The organism is Chloroflexota bacterium, assembly GCA_013152435.1.
GTDB lineage: Bacteria > Chloroflexota > Anaerolineae > DUEN01 > DUEN01 > DUEN01.
Map to the genome: position 1 here is coordinate 1 of JAADGJ010000035.1, position 18,729 is coordinate 18,729.

General features: G+C 66.6%; 13 protein-coding genes. 6 read left to right on the plus strand and 7 right to left on the minus strand.

Features of this window, described 5'->3' with window-relative positions; all coding sequences use genetic code 11:
- Window positions 1-364: 364 nt before the first annotated feature.
- Together GXP39_04255 and GXP39_04260 are read left to right on the plus strand one after the other, a co-directional pair.
- Window positions 365-2,104 carry a hypothetical protein gene (locus tag GXP39_04255; protein ID NOZ27253.1) on the plus strand — a complete coding sequence of 580 codons (1,740 nt, stop codon included), beginning with the start codon at window positions 365-367 and terminating at the stop codon, window positions 2,102-2,104.
- A complete protein-coding gene (locus tag GXP39_04260) occupies window positions 2,104-3,240 on the plus strand; it encodes a LysM peptidoglycan-binding domain-containing protein (protein NOZ27254.1) in 1,137 nt (378 codons plus the stop codon). The genes GXP39_04255 and GXP39_04260 overlap by 1 nt, the downstream gene beginning before the upstream one ends.
- A gap of 548 nt (window positions 3,241-3,788) precedes the next feature.
- On the opposite strand, the gene GXP39_04265 is transcribed toward GXP39_04260, so the two are convergent.
- The 4 genes from GXP39_04265 to iolB all read right to left on the minus strand — a co-directional run bounded on the left by GXP39_04265 (window position 3,789) and on the right by iolB (window position 9,378).
- Window positions 3,789-5,678: a hypothetical protein gene (locus GXP39_04265; protein NOZ27255.1), complete on the minus strand. Its 1,890-nt coding sequence runs from the start codon at window positions 5,676-5,678 to the stop codon at window positions 3,789-3,791.
- A gap of 20 nt (window positions 5,679-5,698) precedes the next feature.
- Window positions 5,699-7,300, minus strand: a complete 1,602-nt coding sequence (locus GXP39_04270; protein ID NOZ27256.1) for a chaperonin GroEL — start codon at window positions 7,298-7,300, stop codon at window positions 5,699-5,701.
- Window positions 7,301-7,528: 228 nt separating this feature from the next.
- Window positions 7,529-8,452, minus strand: coding sequence for a sugar phosphate isomerase/epimerase (locus GXP39_04275; protein ID NOZ27257.1), 924 nt, complete (start codon window positions 8,450-8,452; stop codon window positions 7,529-7,531).
- A gap of 77 nt (window positions 8,453-8,529) precedes the next feature.
- On the minus strand, window positions 8,530-9,378 hold the full coding sequence (gene iolB / locus GXP39_04280) for a 5-deoxy-glucuronate isomerase (protein ID NOZ27258.1): 849 nt from the start codon (window positions 9,376-9,378) through the stop codon (window positions 8,530-8,532).
- A gap of 327 nt (window positions 9,379-9,705) precedes the next feature.
- On the opposite strand from iolB, the gene GXP39_04285 reads away from it, so the two are divergent.
- Complete coding sequence (locus GXP39_04285) at window positions 9,706-11,040, plus strand: M20/M25/M40 family metallo-hydrolase (protein ID NOZ27259.1); 1,335 nt, start codon at window positions 9,706-9,708, stop codon at window positions 11,038-11,040.
- A 28-nt stretch (window positions 11,041-11,068) separates the two neighbouring features.
- Complete coding sequence (locus GXP39_04290) at window positions 11,069-11,539, plus strand: hypothetical protein (GenBank protein ID NOZ27260.1); 471 nt, start codon at window positions 11,069-11,071, stop codon at window positions 11,537-11,539.
- Between the two features lie 291 nt (window positions 11,540-11,830).
- Here the strand turns inward: GXP39_04290 and GXP39_04295 are convergent, their stop codons facing one another.
- The 3 genes from GXP39_04295 to GXP39_04305 all read right to left on the minus strand — a co-directional run bounded on the left by GXP39_04295 (window position 11,831) and on the right by GXP39_04305 (window position 15,339).
- Window positions 11,831-12,910, minus strand: a complete 1,080-nt coding sequence (locus tag GXP39_04295; GenBank protein NOZ27261.1) for a site-2 protease family protein — start codon at window positions 12,908-12,910, stop codon at window positions 11,831-11,833.
- 136 nt (window positions 12,911-13,046) lie between these two features.
- Window positions 13,047-14,285 carry a DUF3048 domain-containing protein gene (locus GXP39_04300; GenBank protein ID NOZ27262.1) on the minus strand — a complete coding sequence of 413 codons (1,239 nt, stop codon included), beginning with the start codon at window positions 14,283-14,285 and terminating at the stop codon, window positions 13,047-13,049.
- A gap of 31 nt (window positions 14,286-14,316) precedes the next feature.
- Complete coding sequence (locus GXP39_04305) at window positions 14,317-15,339, minus strand: type I 3-dehydroquinate dehydratase (GenBank protein NOZ27263.1); 1,023 nt, start codon at window positions 15,337-15,339, stop codon at window positions 14,317-14,319.
- Between the two features lie 635 nt (window positions 15,340-15,974).
- Between GXP39_04305 and GXP39_04310 the strand changes: the two genes are divergently transcribed.
- Both GXP39_04310 and GXP39_04315 read left to right on the plus strand, forming a co-directional pair.
- A complete protein-coding gene (locus GXP39_04310; GenBank protein ID NOZ27264.1) occupies window positions 15,975-17,258 on the plus strand; it encodes a glucarate dehydratase in 1,284 nt (427 codons plus the stop codon).
- Between the two features lie 90 nt (window positions 17,259-17,348).
- Entirely contained in the window at window positions 17,349-18,719 is a 1,371-nt protein-coding gene (locus tag GXP39_04315; protein NOZ27265.1) for a M20/M25/M40 family metallo-hydrolase, read from the plus strand.
- The last annotated feature ends 10 nt before the right edge of the window (window positions 18,720-18,729 follow it).

An 18,729-nucleotide genomic window follows, 5' to 3' on the forward strand; every position in this document is an offset into this window, starting at 1 on the left:
CTCGGAGGGGCGATAGCCCCTCCGAAGAACTCTATTTTCAGCCCCTCACCTGCCCCGTGGGGCCGGAGGCCACCGGCCAAAGCCCCAACCAGGCAGGGAAAATGCGAGAGAAAGAGTTTTCCTGCGGAGGGGCTTTCCCTCCGCACCTCCCCTTTCAGGCGCGACTGCCCGTGGAGGGGAAAAGCGACAGGCGGGGGCCTCGCTTATGCTGTTCAGTTGATGTGAATAGGGCGACCTGCAGGTCGCCTCTGCCCTTCACTTCGCTTGCCTCCATGGGGCCACAACTTGGGCCTCCACAGGTTGGAGGAGGCGAGCGAATGTGGAAGGTAGATAAGGAGATGGCCCTTAGTTTATGGAGATGCGTGTGAGACGCGGGGTTGAACGACGAATCCGACGTTTGTTCGATGACCGGCTGTTGTGGCTCACGCTGGGGCTGACAGCCTTCGCGTGGGCTGCCCTGCTGTCGCCGGGCTACTTCTTCAAGGCCCACGACGCCCGACACAGCGTCTTCTTCCTGGTGGAGTTCGACGCGGCCATCCGGGATGGCGCGTGGTGGCCGCGCTGGACCATGGACCAGGCGCTGGGATACGGCTATCCACTGTGGCTGTTCTACTCCCCGCTCTCCTACTACGTAGCTGAGGCGTTCCACCTGCTGGGGTTGGGGTTCACGGCCGCCGTCAAGGCCACCTACCTGGTCGGCTTCCTGGCGGCCGCCTGGGCCATGTACGCGCTGGTACGGCGGTGGTGGGGCCGCCCGGCTGCCATGGTGGCCGCGCTGGCCTACACCTACGCGCCCTATCACCTGGTGGACATCTACGTGCGCAGCGCGCTGGCCGAGTTCATGGCCTTCGTCTGGTTCCCGTTGACCCTGCTGACCTTCGACGCGCTGGTGAGCCGGGGCGGGCGCCGCAACCTGGCATGGGCGGCGCTGACCTTCGCCGGGCTGACGCTCACCCACTCGGTGACGGCGCTGGTGTTCACGCCGTTGCTGGCCGCGGCGGTGCTGTGGGATCTCCTGCGGCTGCACTGGCGCGATCGGGAGCGGCTGCTGACTCGCGCCGGGAGCGCGCTGGCGGCCGCGCTGCTGGGCATCGGCGCCAGCGCCATCTTCCTGGTGCCCATGCTCCTGGAGCGCCCCTTCATCGTCCAGGAACAATGGATGCACGGCACCTACCAGTACCAGCAGCACTTCATCTACCTCTTCCAGTTCCTCTCGCCGCTGTGGGACTTCCTGTACTCGGTGGAGGGACCGGGCGACGGAATGCCCTTCCAGCTGGGCGCCGCGATCACGGTCCTGGCGCTGGGGGCATCCGTCGTGGCATGGCTGCGCCCGGATCGGGACCGGGGGCGCATCCTGTTCCTGGTCGGTGCCACCCTGTTGCTGCTGTTCATGATGACGGGCGCCGCCCGGCCGCTGTGGGACGCGATCTCTCCGATCCAGCTCGTCCAGTTCCCCTGGCGACTGCTGGCACCGGTGGCCGTGACGCTGGCCATCCTGGCGGGGGCCTCCATCATCATCCTGCCCACGACGGACGCGAACGCCACGTCCACCGTGGCCGCCCTGTTGCTGGTCCTGGCCAGCCTGCCGTACACCGTGCCCCAGTTCACGCCGGTCACGCCGGAGGACGAGAGCGCCCTGGCCATCTTCCGCTTTGAGACCGAATATCCGGACATGGTGGGCATGACGGCCTGGGCCGAGGCGCCGCCGAAGAACTCGCCGATCCTGGAGCAGCTGAAACAGAATCGGCCGTTCGATCAGATGGATCGGATCCGGATCATGAGCGGCCGGGGCGAGGTGGAGACGACGCGCATCGGGGGCGCGTCGGTGGAGGGCCGGGTGCGGGCCCAGGAGCCGGTCACGGTGCAGTTCTTCACGTATTGGTTCCCTGGCTGGCAAGCCCGGGTGGACGGGAAGAAGGTAGACAGCTACCCCTCGGGGAAATACGGGTTGCTAGCCATCGATGTCCCGGCCGGAGAGCACACCGTATCCATTCGCATGGGCGGCACGCCGGCGCGCAACGCCGGGGCCGTCATCTCGGGGATCAGCCTATTGCTCATAGGAGCCATCGCCTTGCCTTTGCGGAGGCGACGGGAGGGGACGTAATGTCTCAGCCCATTGAACGGCGCTGTCCCAACTGCGGTATCCGGATCTCCTGGCGAGCCAAGACCTGTTTCATGTGCGGCGTCCGCCTCGACGAGCCACCGCGCCGGGGCCTGCGCATCGCCTGGTTCGAGGTGGCCCTGGTGGTGGGGATCCTGGCCGCCGTCTGGCTGTGGTGGGCGCGTGGCTACCGTCCACAGGACGTGCTCCCCTTCGCATCCCCATCCCCGCTGCCCATCGCCCACGTCTCGCCGACGCCGATCTCGACGCCGACGCCGACGCCCACCAGCACGCCCTCACCGGAGCCCACGCCGACGCCCGCCCCCATCATCCATATCGTGCAGGCAGGCGAGAGCCTGGAGTACATCGCGGGAAACTACGGGCTGCGCATGGACGATCTGATCGCCGCCAACGACCTGGAAGACCCCAACCTGCTGGTCGTCGGGCAGAAGCTGATCATCCCCCCACCGACGCCCGACCCACGTCGGCTGACGCCATCGCCCACGCCGGCCGGCGGGATCGTCAACTACGAGGTGCAACGCGGGGATACGCTGAGCGCCATCTCCGTCCGATTCGGCGTCTCGGTACGCGCCATCCAGCGGGCCAACAAGCTGGGCGACAGCGAGATCATCTTCCCGGGCGAGGTGCTGCTCATCCCGCTCCCCACCCCCGAGCAGGCGGAGCCCGCCGGGCCCACGCCCACCCCCACGCCGGAGGGATCCTATCGCTGGCCGGCTCCCTTCCTGCTCGGTCCGCCGGATGAGGCCCTCATCGCGAGCACGGCGTCCCCCGTGCTGCGGTGGGCTGCGGTGGGCCTGCTGGACGAGGACGAATGGTACATCGTGCGGATCTGGCCACAAGATCCGCGGCTGCCCCGCCCACCGGCGTATTGGACCAAGGGCACGAGCTGGCGGGTGGGGGCGGAGTGGCGGCCGCCCGACACCTCCGGCGAGCGGCGGTACTTCTGGCAGGTGATCGTGGTGCGTGCGGAGGGGGAGGGCGCAGATCGTCATGCGACGGAGGCCACCAGCCCCATGAGCGCCACCCGCAGCTTTATCTGGGGACAGCCGATCGGCGGCGCGAACGCCGGACAGGACACCGGGGGCAAAGGCGATAACGACGCCCACGAGGCCGGGTAGCTCGATTCGGAAGGAGGGCCGGTTTCCATACCGGCCCCTCTGCGCAGCACGAGGCCGAGACTGACGATCCCGCCCGAGAACCCAACAGGGCGGCCATCGAAAGCCACCCCCAATAAGGGCCGGTTTCCATACCGGCCCCTCTGCGCAGCACAAGGCCGGGGCTAACGATCTCGCCCGAGAACCCAACAGGGCAGCCATCGAAAGCCACCCCCAATAAGGGCCGGTTTCCATACCGGCCCCTCTGCGCAGCACAAGGCCGGGGCCGACGATCCCGCCCGAGAACCCAACAGGGCGGCCATCGAAAGCCACCCCCAACAAGGAGGGCCGGTTTCCATACCGGCCCCTCTGCGCAGCACAAGGCCGGGGCTAACGGTCCCGCCCGAGAACCCAACAGGGCGGCCATCGAAAGCCACCCCCAATAAGGGCCGGTTTCCATACCGGCCCCCTTCGCACAGCACAAGGCCGGGGCCGACGATCCCGCCCGAGACACAACAGGGCGGCCATGAAAGGCCGCCCTGACGGATGAACTGAAGGGATCGCGCCGCAACTCACTTCAGCCGATATCGCCACAACGTGCCGCCGGGGACCATCAACAACAGGCTCCGATCCTCCTCATCCAGGTGCACGTCCAGGATCGCCTGCCCTTCCAGCGGCCCCGGCACCGGATACCACGTCCGGCCGGTATCCTGCGAGCGGTACAACCCCAGGCTCGTGCCGGCATACACGGTCCGGGTCAGGCTGTCCACCACCAAGCTCAACACGGAAGCCGACTCCTCGCCGATGGGCACGGTGGTCCAGGTGTCCTTGCGCTTCCCCGTGGACACGATGCATACCCGGCCGGCTCCCAGGATGGCCCGGTCATACGGGCGGCGGCCGCGCACTGGCGGCACCGCCAGCACCAGCCAGGGGACCTCGGTCTTGGTCTCGTACACCATCTCCCATGAGCGGCCATCATCCAGCGAGCGCCACAGACGTGCGACCGAGTTCTCCTGCGCCAACGAGCCGACCAGCAACGTGTGATCCTCCTCGAAGTAGGGCGAAGGGGCCATGGCCAGGACCGTCTCGCCGGTGAACGGTGCCCTGGGAAGCCCCTCCCAACACGCGCCCCCGTTGCGAGAGGAGAACAGGTAGCCATCCCCCGTGGCCGCCCACGCCCGCTGCCCGCCGCGATCGAAGACCAGCACGGTGGCGGGGATGCCCACCGCACACGATGCCCAGCTCGCGCCGGCGTCCGTCGAGCGAAGGATGTGGCCCTCCTGGGTGCTGACGAGCAGGACGGGCGGCTTCTCCGCGCCCTGATTCGCCGCGGCGACGGCGTTCAACGGCAGGTAGTCGTCCAATCCGGGCACAGGCTGCCAGCTCGCCCCGCCATCCTGGCTCTGCACGATGCCGTCCTGTGGCCCAAAGGCCAGCACCAGGCCGGGATGCTTCGCCACCGTCAGCACATGGAGGAAGGGGCGCGCCGCCAGGCCCTCGTTCGACACCCGCCATCCCTGACCGCCATCCTGCGACCGCAGGATCCCCTGCTCCACCGTCCCCGCACATACGGAGGACTCGGTGCCCGCCAGGGCAAGCGGCATATCGCTACCCTGGTAGACGGGCTTCCACGTGTCGCCGCCATCGGCGGAGCGCAGGATGCCCGTCAGGGTCCCGGCCAGCACCAATCGGTCCTGGGAGAAGTTCGGGGAAACCCAGAGGCAGTTCACGGTCATGCCTTCGGTGCCCGTTCCGCTGGGCGCCCACGTCAGCCCGCCATCGGTGGAGCGGTAGACGCCATCGGCCTCTGTGCCCGCGAACAGCGTCCGATCCTCCGCGAAATCCGGGCTGATCGCCAGGGCCTGCACGACCTTTCCCTCCAGGCCCTCCCCCATGCCTCGCCAGGCCCGCCCACCGTTGGTGGAGCGATACACCCCCTCCGCCGTGGCGGCGAAGACCTCCTCATGAGCGTCCCAAACGGGGGCACAGGCCACCGCCAATACGTTGAGGTCCATCAGGCGGAAATTCGCCGGCGACCAATGATTGCCGCGATCGCTGGATCGCAACACGCCTCCCCCATCGGTGCCCACCAGCAATGTGGCATCCTCCGCGTATCGAGGGGATGGGGCGATCGTCGTGATCGGCTGATCCAGCCCGGCCGAGCGCGTTGCATACCAGGAACGCCCTCGATCCGTGGAGATCGCGATGCCACCGGAGAGTCCGCCGGCAAAGGCCGTGCCGTCAGGCGAAAAGGCCAGCGCGCTCACCTGCAACGACGGCAGGCCCTCGTTGGCCATCGTCCAACTCTGACCTCCATCCTCGGACCGGAAAATCCCCGTCTGCGTGGCTGCCAGGAAGACCTCCCCCTCCTCGCCACGGTGAGCGGCCAGCGCCATTACGGTTCCGCCGGGATAGATAGGCCCCACCTTTGTCCAACGAGTGTCTGCATTGCGTTCCGTCATCTCTATCTCCTGGCGTCGACTTATGGTTCTATGCTCTGAGAAGGATCACGATGCAGGACCAGAGCGCCGGTGGTGAAAGCCATCGTCGCGCCGCTGACGGCCGTCTCCAACGCCGTGCGCAGCACCTTGACCGCATCCATGATGCCGGCCTCCATCATATCCTTCATCTCGCCGGTAAGGATGTCGTAGCCATGCCCCGTCTCATGCCGCCGGATCTCGTCGATGATGACCGGCGGATACAGCCCGGCGTTGCGGAGCAACCGCTCCAGGGGCGCCTGCAGAGCGCGCGCCAGGATCTCTACGCCGAACGCTTCGTCACCCTCCGCCTCGATGGAACGCACGGCCGGAATCAGGTTCAAGTACGCCACCCCGCCGCCGGGGACGACCCCCTCCTCCATGGCGGCGGCGATGAGCTTGGCCGCCTCCTGAGCACGTTCCTTCTTGATCTCCCGCTCCTTTGCGGATGAGGCCCCGATCTTGAGGATGCCGATCCCACCGGACAGCCAGCCGATCCGCTCTCGCAGCTTCTCTCGCTCGTCCAGATCGGAGGTCTGCTGCAGCTCCGCCTTGATCTGCGCCAGACGCTGGCGAATCGCGGTGGGGTCTCCCTGTGGGCCGATGATGGTGAACTCCTTCTCGCCCACCTCGATCCGGCGGGCCCGGCCCAGGTCGTCCAACGTGGCATCGGCCACCCGCATGCCCGCCTGCTCCGTGATGAACCGGGCGCCGGTCATGATCGCCATGTCCTCCAGCGCCCGCAGGCGATGGTCGCCCAGCAGGCCGAACTTCACGGACACCGCCGGGAGCACCTTGCGCTGATGGTTGGTCACCAGCACGCTCAACGCCACGCCGGATACCCCCCAGGCGATGATGGCCAGCGGGCCGGCCTTGGACCGGATCATCTGCTCCATGATGGGCTGAATGTCGGACAGCTCGGAGATGCGTGCATCGGTGATCAGGATGCGAGGGTTCTCCAACACGCATCGCCGGTGAGGCGTATCATTGATGAAATAAGGCGAATCATAATTCCCCTTCCAACGAGCACCCTCCAGGTACTCACGCTCCAGATAAGTGCTGGCATACTCCTCGACGACCAGGGCGCCATCCGGCCCCAGGATATCGAAGATCTCGCCCAACATCCGGCCCATATCGGGGTCCCCCGTCACCGCCGTGGCCAGCGCGGCGATCTTCTCCTCCCCCTCCACAGGAACCGCCATCTCCCGCAGCCCTTCCACCGCGACCCTGAGCGCCCGCTCCAGGCCACGACGGATCACCATGGGATTTGCCCCGGCCGCGATGCAGCGATGGGCCTCACGGAGGATGGCCTGGGTCAACACCGCGGTGGTCACGCTCCCGTCCCCCATCTCCTGGCGCATGTGCCATACCATGTGGCGCAGGAGCATCGCGCCCACATCCGTGCTCCGCTCGGGCAACTGGATAATACGCCGCACGATCGTCGCCCCATCCGTGAGAAGCTCCGGCTCGGACCGACCGAAGACCTCATTGACGACGACACCCCCTCGCGGCCCCAGGGTTACACTGACCAAATCGGCCATGATATCGATGCCCCGTTTCAATCCCTTCTGCGCCTGATCCGCGTTGAGCACTCGTGGTCGTGGCATAATCACTCCCTCTCGCTCTGATATATGAACCGGGAATATCCTCCGCCCGTGCGCCGGTCCGATGATGGCCTTCCCTGTTTGAGCATCAGATACCCCCTCCGTCGCCCCAATCCGGAGAACGATCACCCTGAGCGGCCGCGCACCCCGTGGCGATGAAGTCCAGCCACGCCGGCGCGCCGCACCCATAGAGGCATCCCCGGCGATGCAAAAGCCCGGCCCACAGGGAGATCAGGACAACTGAGCCCACGCCTGTCGCCAGGCACGCTTGGTATTCGCCAGGATCAACTCGGAGGACTCCCCAGCCACGGGCTTTACCTCGAAGCCGACCCAGGGCCTGCCCCCAGACCCGTCCGGGCTGAGGAATCCAACCTCGAACAACGCCTTCAGGAACTCCGCCAGCTCGGGAACATCATTCTCCCCGCCCGGGAAACCGAAGCGCGGGTGCTGATCGCCGTACGCCTCCCGGCCGGGCACCTTCACGCAGTTGCCCACGTGGATGTGAACCAGGTACTCCTTCAACGCCGACAAGGCCTCCACCGCCGACTCGCCCAGCAGCGGCATGTGGCTCAGATCGTACATCAGGCCGAAATCGGGGAAGTCCGCCCGGATACGTGCGGCGAACTGAGCGGCCAGATCCGAGGGGCCGACGAGTGACTTCTTGTCCACATCCCGATCAAAGGTCTCCAACGTCAGGGCGACTCCTTTATCCTGCCCGTAGCGACACAGCTCGGTCACGGAATCCGCCAACAGGTCTAACGCTCGCTCACGATCCGCATCGCCGGGATCGGGGCCGGCCAGGAAGGCCACCCTCTGACATCCCAGCTCGGCGGCCTCGTCGATGCACGCCTTCACCTGGTCGATCGCCCGGCGCCGGCCGTCCGGGTCCAGATCGTTCAGGCTGAGCTGCTGGGTGAGCAGGGTCGGCTGCGCGCCGTACCCCAGCTCCAGGCGACTCTGCTCCGCGATCTCCCGCACGCGCGCCCGCTCCTGGGGGTCCTTGATCCACGTGATCTCGGCCGCGCCGAAGAAGTCATCCAGGGCGATCTTCGTCAACGTCTCGGCGATGGGACCCGTCCCTCCCATGCACTCCGGGAAGGCCATGAAATGCACCACGCTCAACGTCAACACCGATTCCCAGGGCCGATCCATCATGCGTCTCCTCCTGTGCTCGCCATCCTCACAATCTATTCCCCCCAGGCACGCACAACGCGCTCCCGGAGGCGCATCTCCTACGGCAACATCGGCTCCACATTCCGCACCCAGGCGTGATCGGGATCATCGGTCCAGGCGCCAAACACCCGCTCATCACCGGCCATGCACCACAGGTAGTACACCTGATAGCCGGGGGCCGCCGCCACCGGATGGTACCCGCCCGGTAACAAAACCGTATCCCCATGCCGCAGGCGATACACGACATCCACGGCATCGGGCGCTTCGGGGTTGGTGTAGATGCACTGAAGGGCAAATCCCTGCTCCGGCCTGATCTGGAAGAAATAGATCTTCTCCATGGGCATCTCGGCCGGCGGGTTCACCGCGTCATGCTTGTGTGGTGGGTAGCTGGACCAGTTCCCCGGCGGGACCAGGACCTCCCCCACCAGCAGGCGCTCGGCCGGGAACCGTCCGTCGATCCCCAGGATGACGGTGCGGCGCCAGTTCGCCGCGCCCACGGTGCGCCGGACGGCCTGCGCAGGGGTGATTAGCGCCGGCAGGCCCTCCCGGTGGCAGGGAGCGGAGAGCACGGCCATATCCAGCGGACCGGCCACCGCCTTCACCGAGTAGCGAGCGCCCCGCGGCACATAGACGAAGGTGGGGTCGCCATCGAACACGCTGCGGCGCCCCCCGATATCCACGTACTGGGCGGAGGGGAACCCGCCCCCCTCCACCGTGATCGTGGCCTTGCCGCCCAGGAGGCACAACGCCACCTCCTGGTCCCCGCTCTCGGCCTCATAGTCCGTCTCCCGGTCCAGCCACAGCCGTCCGAAGGTCAGGTAGCGCAGGGCAGAGGTCTCCTGAGGGCTTACGATCGGATTATAGCCTACCCGCAACGCTCGCGCTCTCACGACCAGGTCATCGTGCATACTTGCCCCCTTGCCCTGCGATCGAGGTTTGGAGATCATCCGGCGAAGAGCCCCACGCCATTGGGCCACCGGATGGGAAAGACGTCCCCGGGAACGATCATCCATACAAGACGCCCATCCCATTCCCCAGGGTACGTCTTGTGGCATCATCCATTATAGTGGGCCTGGAGCCGCTGTCAACCTTTGCACGGCACATAACGCCATGGTATCATGCCGCACACCGCGAGGTCATAGGCCGCCGGCCCGAAAGATGCCCGCCTCGAGCAGGAACGCCCCCTGTGGACGTTCCGAGCCCATCTGATCCCAATCCATATAACGGAGCCCCGTATGCTTATACAAGACCCATCCTCACTTATCGAAGAGACGGTGCGCCATCTGCAGGCGCTCATCCGGTTGGAGACGGTGAACCCGCCAGGGAACGAGATCCTGGCCGCGGAATACCTGGCCGACGTCTTGAGTGGCGAAGGATACGATCCCGTCGTGCTGGAATCCGCCCCCGGGCGGGGGAACATGGTCGTCCGCTACGCAGGCAACGGTGAACTCCCCCCTCTCCTGCTGCTGGGACACACGGACGTGGTACCGGCTGAGCCGGAGCACTGGAAACATCCGCCCTTCGGCGGGGATATCGCCGAGGGGTGCGTGTGGGGTCGCGGAGCGGTGGACATGAAGGGCGCCGTGGCCATGGAGCTCGCTGTCATGCTGGCGCTGGCACGATCGGAGGCGCCCCTGCGCCGGGATGTGATCTTCGCCGCCACCGCCGACGAGGAGGCGGGCGGGCACTTCGGCATCGGTTGGCTGGTGGATCACCATCCCGATCTGGTCCGAGCGGAGTACGCGCTGACGGAGTTCGGCGGGTTCAGCCTCGATCTGGACGGTCATCGGGTGTACCCGTGCCAGACGGCGGAAAAGGGGAACTGCCAGGTGCGACTGAAGGCGCACGGGCGCCCCGGGCACGGCTCCGTGCCCCATCGGGATAACGCGATCGTGCATCTGGCCGAGGCGGTCTGCAAGCTGAGGACGGGCCAGTTGGGCATGCACGTCACCCCCACAGCCCGCGCGTTCATCGAGGGGATGGCGGAGGCCATGGGCGGCTCACGAGGGCTTCTCCTCCGCCAGCTCCTGCGGACCAGCACCCACGACCTGGCCCTGGCCGCGCTGCCGGATGAGGGCATGCGCGCCATGCTCGCGGCCGTGCTGCACAACACGGCCTCGCCGACCATGCTCTCGGCGGGGAGCAAGATCAACGTGATCCCTTCCCAGGCGGAGGCCTCCCTGGACGGCCGTTTGCTGCCCGGGCAAACGGCACAGGATTTCGTCGCGGAGCTGCGCCAGCTCGTCGGCCCGGACGTGGAGATCGAGGTCGTCAAGGAGGTGCCAGCCCTGGAGATGCCTCGGGACACCCCCCTGTGGGAGACGCTCCGGCATGTCCTGCAAGCGCACGACCCCGAGGGGACGATGATCCCCTTCCTGCTGACCGGCGGCACGGACGCCAAACACCTGGCCAGGCTGGGGATCACCACATACGGCTTCACCCCGCTTCGCTTCCCGCCGGACTTCGACCTCTTCAGCCTGGCACACAGCCACGACGAGCGTCTCCCCATCGAGGCGCTGGCCTGGGGTCTGCCGGTTCTGATCGATGTGGTGCACAGCTTCTGCCGGTGACGAGAACCTCAAGGACTCGGGAGGAATCATGTCGGTGCAGTTACACGGAGTGGAGATCAAGGAGCTGGTGACGCACCCGGACGAGCGCGGCTTCTTCCGGGAGCTGATCCGGGTGACGGACGGGTTCTTCGGAGAGGGCTCCTTCGGGCAGCTCAGCCACAGCCACATGTACCACGGCGTGGTCAAGGCATGGCACATCCACTGGCGCCAGACGGACTGGTGGTACGTGCCGATCGGCAACCTGAAGGTGGCCCTGTATGACATGCGCCCGGACAGCCCCACTTACCGTCAGCTACAGGAGCTGCTCATGGGCGATCACTATCCGCCGATCGTGCTGAAGATCCCCCCGGGTGTGGCGCACGGGTGTCGGGTGCTGAGCGCAGAGGCGCACCTGCTCTACGTGACTTCCAGCGTTTACGACCCCAGCGATGAGGGGCGCATCCCCCACGACGATCCGGAGATCGGATACGACTGGACGGCCGGGCCGGAGATCCGCTAGACGCGAGCGATCCCCGGCCTGACGACCGGGGATCGTTCGCATCAGGAGGAGAAAGGAGGAAAGCCTCACATCCGCCCCACAGCCACTACGCCCCATGCTCACACTACCGCTCACCCTCTTCGTGGGGAAGAATCGCGTCGCAACATTAATGGGAGATGAGAGGAAGATAAGAGAATGATGAAAAATGTGCGTCCATCCGAACAGGATGAAACGCCAAAGGACACGCCCGAGGACGGGAGCGATCCGTCACGTCCTTCCCCAGCAAGTGAAGCTCCCATGCGGCGCGATCGATCAGAAAGGAGAGGGGGTGAGCGTCACGGCCAGCAGCGCCACGCTCAACAAGGCGCCCAACCGGCGCCAGCCATTCAGCCCAGTGATCTCGTTCAACGGCATGGGGTGCCTCAACCCGGTAAGCGCCACGAAGAAGGCCCAGATGAACCAGCCCGGCCAGTACAGCCACCCCAGGGCTACCAGCATCAGGAGCACGCTCGCCGTCATCCAGCGCGCTCGAACGCCCAACACCGCATAGGCGATATGTCCGCCATCCAGCTGCCCGGCCGGCAACAGGTTGAAACCCGTCACCAATAGCCCAAACCACGCGGCCAGCGCCAGGGGGTGCAAGGACACCGCATACCCCGGCGGATGCGGATGTACCCACTGCACCAGGGCGTCCACCAGCAGCGACTTCCCCAGCCCCGCGCCGCCCAGCCCGGCCACGAGATCCGACATCATCAGCCCGGCAACGAACAACGGGACGGCTACCAACAGCCCCGCCAGCGGCCCCGCGACCCCAACATCGAACAGGGCCCGGCGATCCTCCACGGGCGATTTGAGCTGGATGAACGCGCCGAACGTGCCCAGCCCCAGCGGGATAGGGATGAAATACGGCAGGGTGACGGCGACGCGATGGTATCGCGCGGCGACGTAATGCCCCAGCTCGTGCACCCCGAGGATCGTGAGCAGGCCGAACGCGAACCACATGCCCCACCACAGCCCGCGGGGGTGGAACAGGGGGTTCGCGCCCACCAACAGCGCCCCCATGAACGTGGTCGTCACGATCGTCGCCAGGAACAAGCCCAAATGCACCCACCAGCGCCCCCTCCCGGCAGGGCGCGCCACGCCAGGCATGGCGACGATCACATCCCGGCCGTGCTGCCGGCGTAAGACCGGCGTGTACCCGTGCGCAGAAAAGCGCCCCTTCAGCAAACGGAAGGCCTCGTCCGCATCCCGTTGCAGGCGCCCCTCAAAGGCGAGAGTCCCATCTCCATTCCGGACCACGCGCTGCACCACCAGCACATCCCATAGCTCGCCTTGCAGGATGCGCTCCGGGGTATCCTCCACCGGCCGCCAGATATTCATCTCCTGGTCCACTAGTCATACGCCTCACAAGGGGAGGTGAGATCTTCCAGGCGCACTCTCAACGAGGACAACATAAGGGCCGGGCATGTATCCGTCAGGAAGCCCAGATACAATCGCCCGGCCCCCGTCACTCAGGCGTACCCCAGCGCTACGGCGTAATCGTCACCGCCATGTCCAAAGGCGTCACCTGCCACCAGCTGTTCCCCGGCTTCAGCGGGATATCCCGCCCGGCCGCGTCCACGAAACGGAACGGTGCGTGGCGCTCCGGCCGGGTCCACATACCCTCGTACACCCGGCCATCCCGGAGGATCTTCAACGGCCCCTGCCCCCAAAGCTGGACCTCAATGGAGCGGTTGATGCCGATATCCTCCGTGCCATGCTCCAGGATCAGCGTCTGCACGTGATTGGCCCCCAGGATGACCACATCAGCGGCGGTAAGCTGCCGCCCATCCAGCGCCTCCACGTGGGGCTGCCCGGCCACGAACCGCTTCCACAGCCCGGTCGCCTCATCGTAGACCCAGGTCACCACGCCATCCGGGTAGTCGAGATCCACCCGGCTGGCCGGCGCCCCGCCCTCCGGAGGCTTCTCGGAGAAGACCCAGGAGGCGGTCGGATCAGGCCGGTGGTTCCATCCACGCTCCGTAATCGCCCGCCAGAGGGCCTCGGTGCTCGCGAACAGGTTGTGCGGCATCGGAATGCTGGGATCCCGGAAATACGCCGACCCGTTCAGGGCCTGCTCCAGCAGCTGGCCGCCGATATCGGAATTATAGAGCCGCTCACGCACCGGCTGCACCGCGCCCGAGAAGCACAGCACCGCGTCGAAGATGACCGGCAGTTCCACGTCGATCAGACGGGCGCTGCGGATGGAGCCCACCCGCTCGGCATCCTGGCTCTGATAGATCACCGTAAAACGGGTGAGATTGAACTCGATCCGGCTCTCCACCACGACATCCGCCTTGCTCAGCCCCGACTGCGGGCGCACGTTGGCGGTGTTGGCCACCTTAATCGCCAACGGCCGTCGCTCCAACACCGCCGGATCAGCCGGGCGCAGGCCGGTGAACGGGGACACGCTCGGATCGTCTCTGGGAACGATCAGGACGACGTCCGGCGTGGCCGTGGGCGTCGCAGTCGGCGTCGGCGTGGGCACAGGCGTGTCCGTTGGCGGGATGGGCGTCGGCGTGTTGACCTGCGCCGTGGGCCTCGGCGTCTTGGTGGGCGTCGGCGTGGGCGTCGGCCGCCGTCCCTTGCATCCGACCGCCGTCAACAGCACCAGCGCCAACGCCAGACACAACAGGATCGGTCGAGATCTCCCTATCGTCCCCGAGCCACCGCCATCACACGCAGATGATCCGGCGCGGCCCTTGCGTTGCGTTCCCAAAGCAGACATCGTGCGCTCGAATCCTCCTCATCCGAGATCTTCACGAGCGAATTCGCTCGATCCACCAACGCACCCAGGCATGCACATCCCCATCCAGATGGTGGCCCTCCCAACGGCCATCGGCCCGACGCGCCAGGATATTCACCCGCCCCGCTTGGCGCGCCGCCTCGGTGAGATGGGATACCTGCAGGGCCATCGCCCCCGCGAGGGAGGCATCCACACTGCACCCCACCAAGTCCAACGCATCCAATCCGGCAAGTGTTCCCGCGTCCACCCGGAGGGCGATCAGGGGCACCCAGACGGCGTTGAGCCTCGCGTCGCGCAGGGCGGCATTGCCGGACGCCATCACCGCCCGCGGCGGAAGCTCGGGCACCAGATGTCCGAAAGCGAGCGTCTCGGCGCCGATCTCACGAACCCGGTAGATCTCGTGCAGGTCGGCCACCGCGATCTGGCCCGGCGCCACCCGCTGCGCATCCCCCCCCAACGTTGCGTAGGTCAGGTAGCAGGAGGGATAGCGCAGCGCCAGGACCCGACTGGCCATCCCCGCCGCGTCCATGGCGATGGCGATGGTGGGACAATCGGCCTCCCGCCAGACCCGCATCACGGGCGCCAGATCGGCCACCTCACGGGCCATACCCACCAGCTTGACCACGTCCGCCCCCAGCCCCGCCAGCGAGCGATAACGATCCACCAGATCGTCCGGCATCCGGTCGAAATCATGCCGCGAGATGATCAGCCGGGTCCGGGGCCGCTCCGCGTCCGCCAGGAGATGCACCGCGTCCCACTCGATATCCACGTGCTCAGCCCCCAACTCGATCGCCTGGAGAAGCGGGCGCACACGCAGGAGCTCCTCCCCCTGGAACCGCCCTCCCTCCCGCACAGGGCGATGGGTGATCACCACCGGGCAAGGGCGATGTCGCAGAAGGGTCGGCAGGTCATACTCATCCATGAGGTCCAGGCGAATCTCCGCCACGTCGGCCACTCGGGCCACCTGATCCATTAGCCGCAACATCTCATCGGTGTGGGCCGCCCCCAAGGACACGGCGATCAACGGTCGCGACATACGCTTTCCTTTCATGTGAGACGATCTCTCCAACGGGCCAAGCGATTCTAACGTATCCGCCTGCCCCCGTCAACCGAAACCGCCCTCCATGCCCGGCCGCACAGCCGGTCAAGCTCACACACTCATCACACATCACACACAGCGGATTGAGCGTGGGAGCTGGCGCTGCTGTGGCCCGGCGCCAGCAGGCCGCCTCCTCGCACTCAACCACACACAGCCGGCTGAGCTCCCATGCTCAGCCGGCCACCGGCGCCAAGTGCATCACATGGGAGCACGCTTCTACACCCGCGGGGTTCTTCGGAGGGGCGGCCAGCCCCTCCGAAGAACTTTTTAGCCCCTTACCTGCCCCGTGGGGCCGAAAGCCCCCGGCCCAAGCCCCAGCCAAGCAGGTCAAGAGCTGGAAAGAAGATTTTCTGCGGAGGGGTCCTCCCTCCGCACCTCCCCTCTCGATCATACACAGCAGGCTGAGCTCCCATGCTCAGCCCGCCAATCAGTGCCGGCGCTGCTGCGGTCCGGCGCCAATCCGGCGCCGCCACCGGGCACATGATCCCCCACGCGGCCGGTTCGCACTTTTCACCAATCCGGGTATAATGACCGCGCTACCTGCGGATCGTGGTGCGGGCTCGCGCCCTCTCATGCAAAACTGCCCGCCCAGCGCCCGATCCCATCGGAAAGCGACGTTCCAACCCACCCAAACTCAGGAGGGCCCCTTGCACATCACCGATCTAAAGGCGACACCCGTCGCCTTCCCCGATCCGCCCCTACGCAACGCGTGGGGTGTGCACGCGCCTCTTGCCTTCCGCACCATCATTGAGATCACCACCGACGAGGGGATCACCGGGGTCGCCGAGGCGTACGGCGCCAGCGCAAGTTCCATCCTCTCCCCGGAACACGACCCAGGACAGGGCCCGTTCAGAGCCGCCCAACGCGCCCTCATCGGCGCGGATCCATACCACCTGAATCGTATCCGCTACCTGGTCCCCTCCCCGCGCATCTATCAGGCGGTGGAGATCGCCTGCCTGGACATCATCGGCCAGGCCGTGGGCAAGCCCATCTCCGACCTGCTGGGCGGCGCCGTGCGGGACCGCGTCCCCTTCGCCGCCTACCTGTTCTACAAATACGAGGGGGACGATCCCTGGGGCGAGGTGGGCACCCCGGAGGCGATGGTGCGAGAGGCGGAGATGTTCGTCCAGCAGCACGGATTCCGCACACTCAAGCTCAAGGGGGGCGTACTGCCCCCACGAGAGGAGGCGGAGACCATTCGCCTGCTGAGGGAGCGCTTCGGGCCCGACTATCAGCTTCGCATCGACCCCAACGCCATCTGGTCGGTGGAGACCTCCATCCGCATGGCCCGGCAGCTGGAGCCCTACGACCTGGAATATCTGGAGGATCCCACGTGGGGCATCAGCGGCATGGCTGAGGTCGCCCGGCGCACCTCGATCCCGCTGGCCACCAACATGTGCGTGACCCGATTCGAGGACATCCCGCAGGCGGTGCGCGCCGGAGCCGTCAACGTGATCCTAGGCGATCACCACAGCTGGGGCGGCCTCACCGCATTCCAGCGGCTGGGGCACATCTGCGCCACCTTTGGCCTGGGAATGAGCATGCACTCCAACTCTCATCTGGGCCTGTCCATGGCCGCCATGCTGCACGCAGCGGCCATCACGCCGAACTTGATCACCGCCTGCGACACCCATTACAATTGGCTGCAGGAGGACATCATCGCCGGCGACATGTTCCGATTCCAGGATGGGACGCTGCCCGTGCCCACCGCTCCCGGGCTGGGCGTGCGCCCGGATCCGGACAGGCTGGCCCGCTTCCACGAGCGTTACATCAAGAGCCGGGAGCGGGCAAGGGACGACACGGCCGCCATGCGCCGTCGTGATCCGGGCTACCTGCCACTACGCCCACGCTGGTGAGCCGTGAGCGCCGGTTCAACGCCCAGTTGGGCATCTCATAGCCGGCATTGCGTCGCCTGCCAAATCCTATCCTCGTAACCAGGAGGAGCCATGACCGATTTCGCCGCTTTCGATCGTTATGTCGAATCACATGCGGACCTGTACCTGGAGCGGCTCAAGGGCATTTTGCGCATCCCCAGCATCGCCGCCCAGGGCAAAGGGCTGCAGGAGGCCGCCGATTGGGTCTGCGACATGGCCCGAGAGATCGGGCTGGAGCCCCGCCAGATCACCGTGGACGACAGCGCGCCGTTCGTGGTGGCGCAGGGAGGCCAGGGCGATCGCGGGCTCATGATCTACAACCATTACGACGTGCAACCTCCCGAGCCGCTGGAGGAGTGGGAGTCGCCGCCGTTTGAGCCCACGGAGCGCGATGGCCGGATCTACGCCCGGGGTGTGGCCGACAACAAGGGGAATCTCGTCGCCCGGATGTGCGCCGTCGAGGCGTACCAGCAGGTGATCGGACCGCTGCCCGTGCGCGTGCAATTCGTCGTCGAGGGCGAGGAGGAGATCGGCAGCAAGCACGTGGAGGCGTTCGCCCATGCCCATCCGGAGCTGTTCCGGGACATGAACGGCTGTCTGTGGGAGGCCGGCTACCGGGATGAGAGCGGCCGCCCGGTCATCAGCCTGGGGCTGCGCGGCATCCTGGCCGTGGAGCTGCACGCGCGTACGGCCCGGATCGACGCGCACTCCGGCAACGGAAGCCTCTATCCCAACGCGGCCTGGCGGCTGGTGGAGGCCCTCAGCACCCTGCGCACGCCCGACGGCGAGATCACCATCGACGGCTTCATGGACCACGTGCGGCCGCCCACCCAGGCCGATCTGGAGCTGTTGGCCCGGATCCCCTACCCGGATGAGCTGATCCGCCAGCGCCTGGGCATGAAGTCCTTCCTGGGCGGGGTCACCGGACAGGAAGCGCTGCGCCAGCTGCTGTTCCGCCCCTCGTGCAGCATCAACGGCATCTGGGGCGGATATACCGGACAGGGCTCTAAGACCGTGATCCCCAAGGAGGCGGCAGCCAAGCTGGATATGCGGCTGATCCCCGATCTGACGCCTGATCTGGCCTATGATCTGCTATGCGCCCATCTGCAGCGGCGCGGCTTCGACGATGTGGAGGTGGTGCGCATGGAGGTGGGCGAGATGCCCGCGCGCACACCGCCGGACGCGCCGATCGTGGCCGCGGCCAAGGCCGTCGTACAGGAGGTCGCCCAGGCCGAGCCGATCATCTTCCCCTTCATGGCCGGCAGCGGGCCTATGTATCCACTCTGCCAGGCCTTTGGCATCCCGGCCGTGTCCTTTGGCGTCGGCCACGCGGCCAGCCAGGTGCACGCGCCCAACGAGAACATCTATATCCAGCACTTCATCGACGGCATCAAGGCCGCCGGGCGGTTCCTCGCGGCCGTGGCCGAGATGCCCGACGCATAACATACCCGCA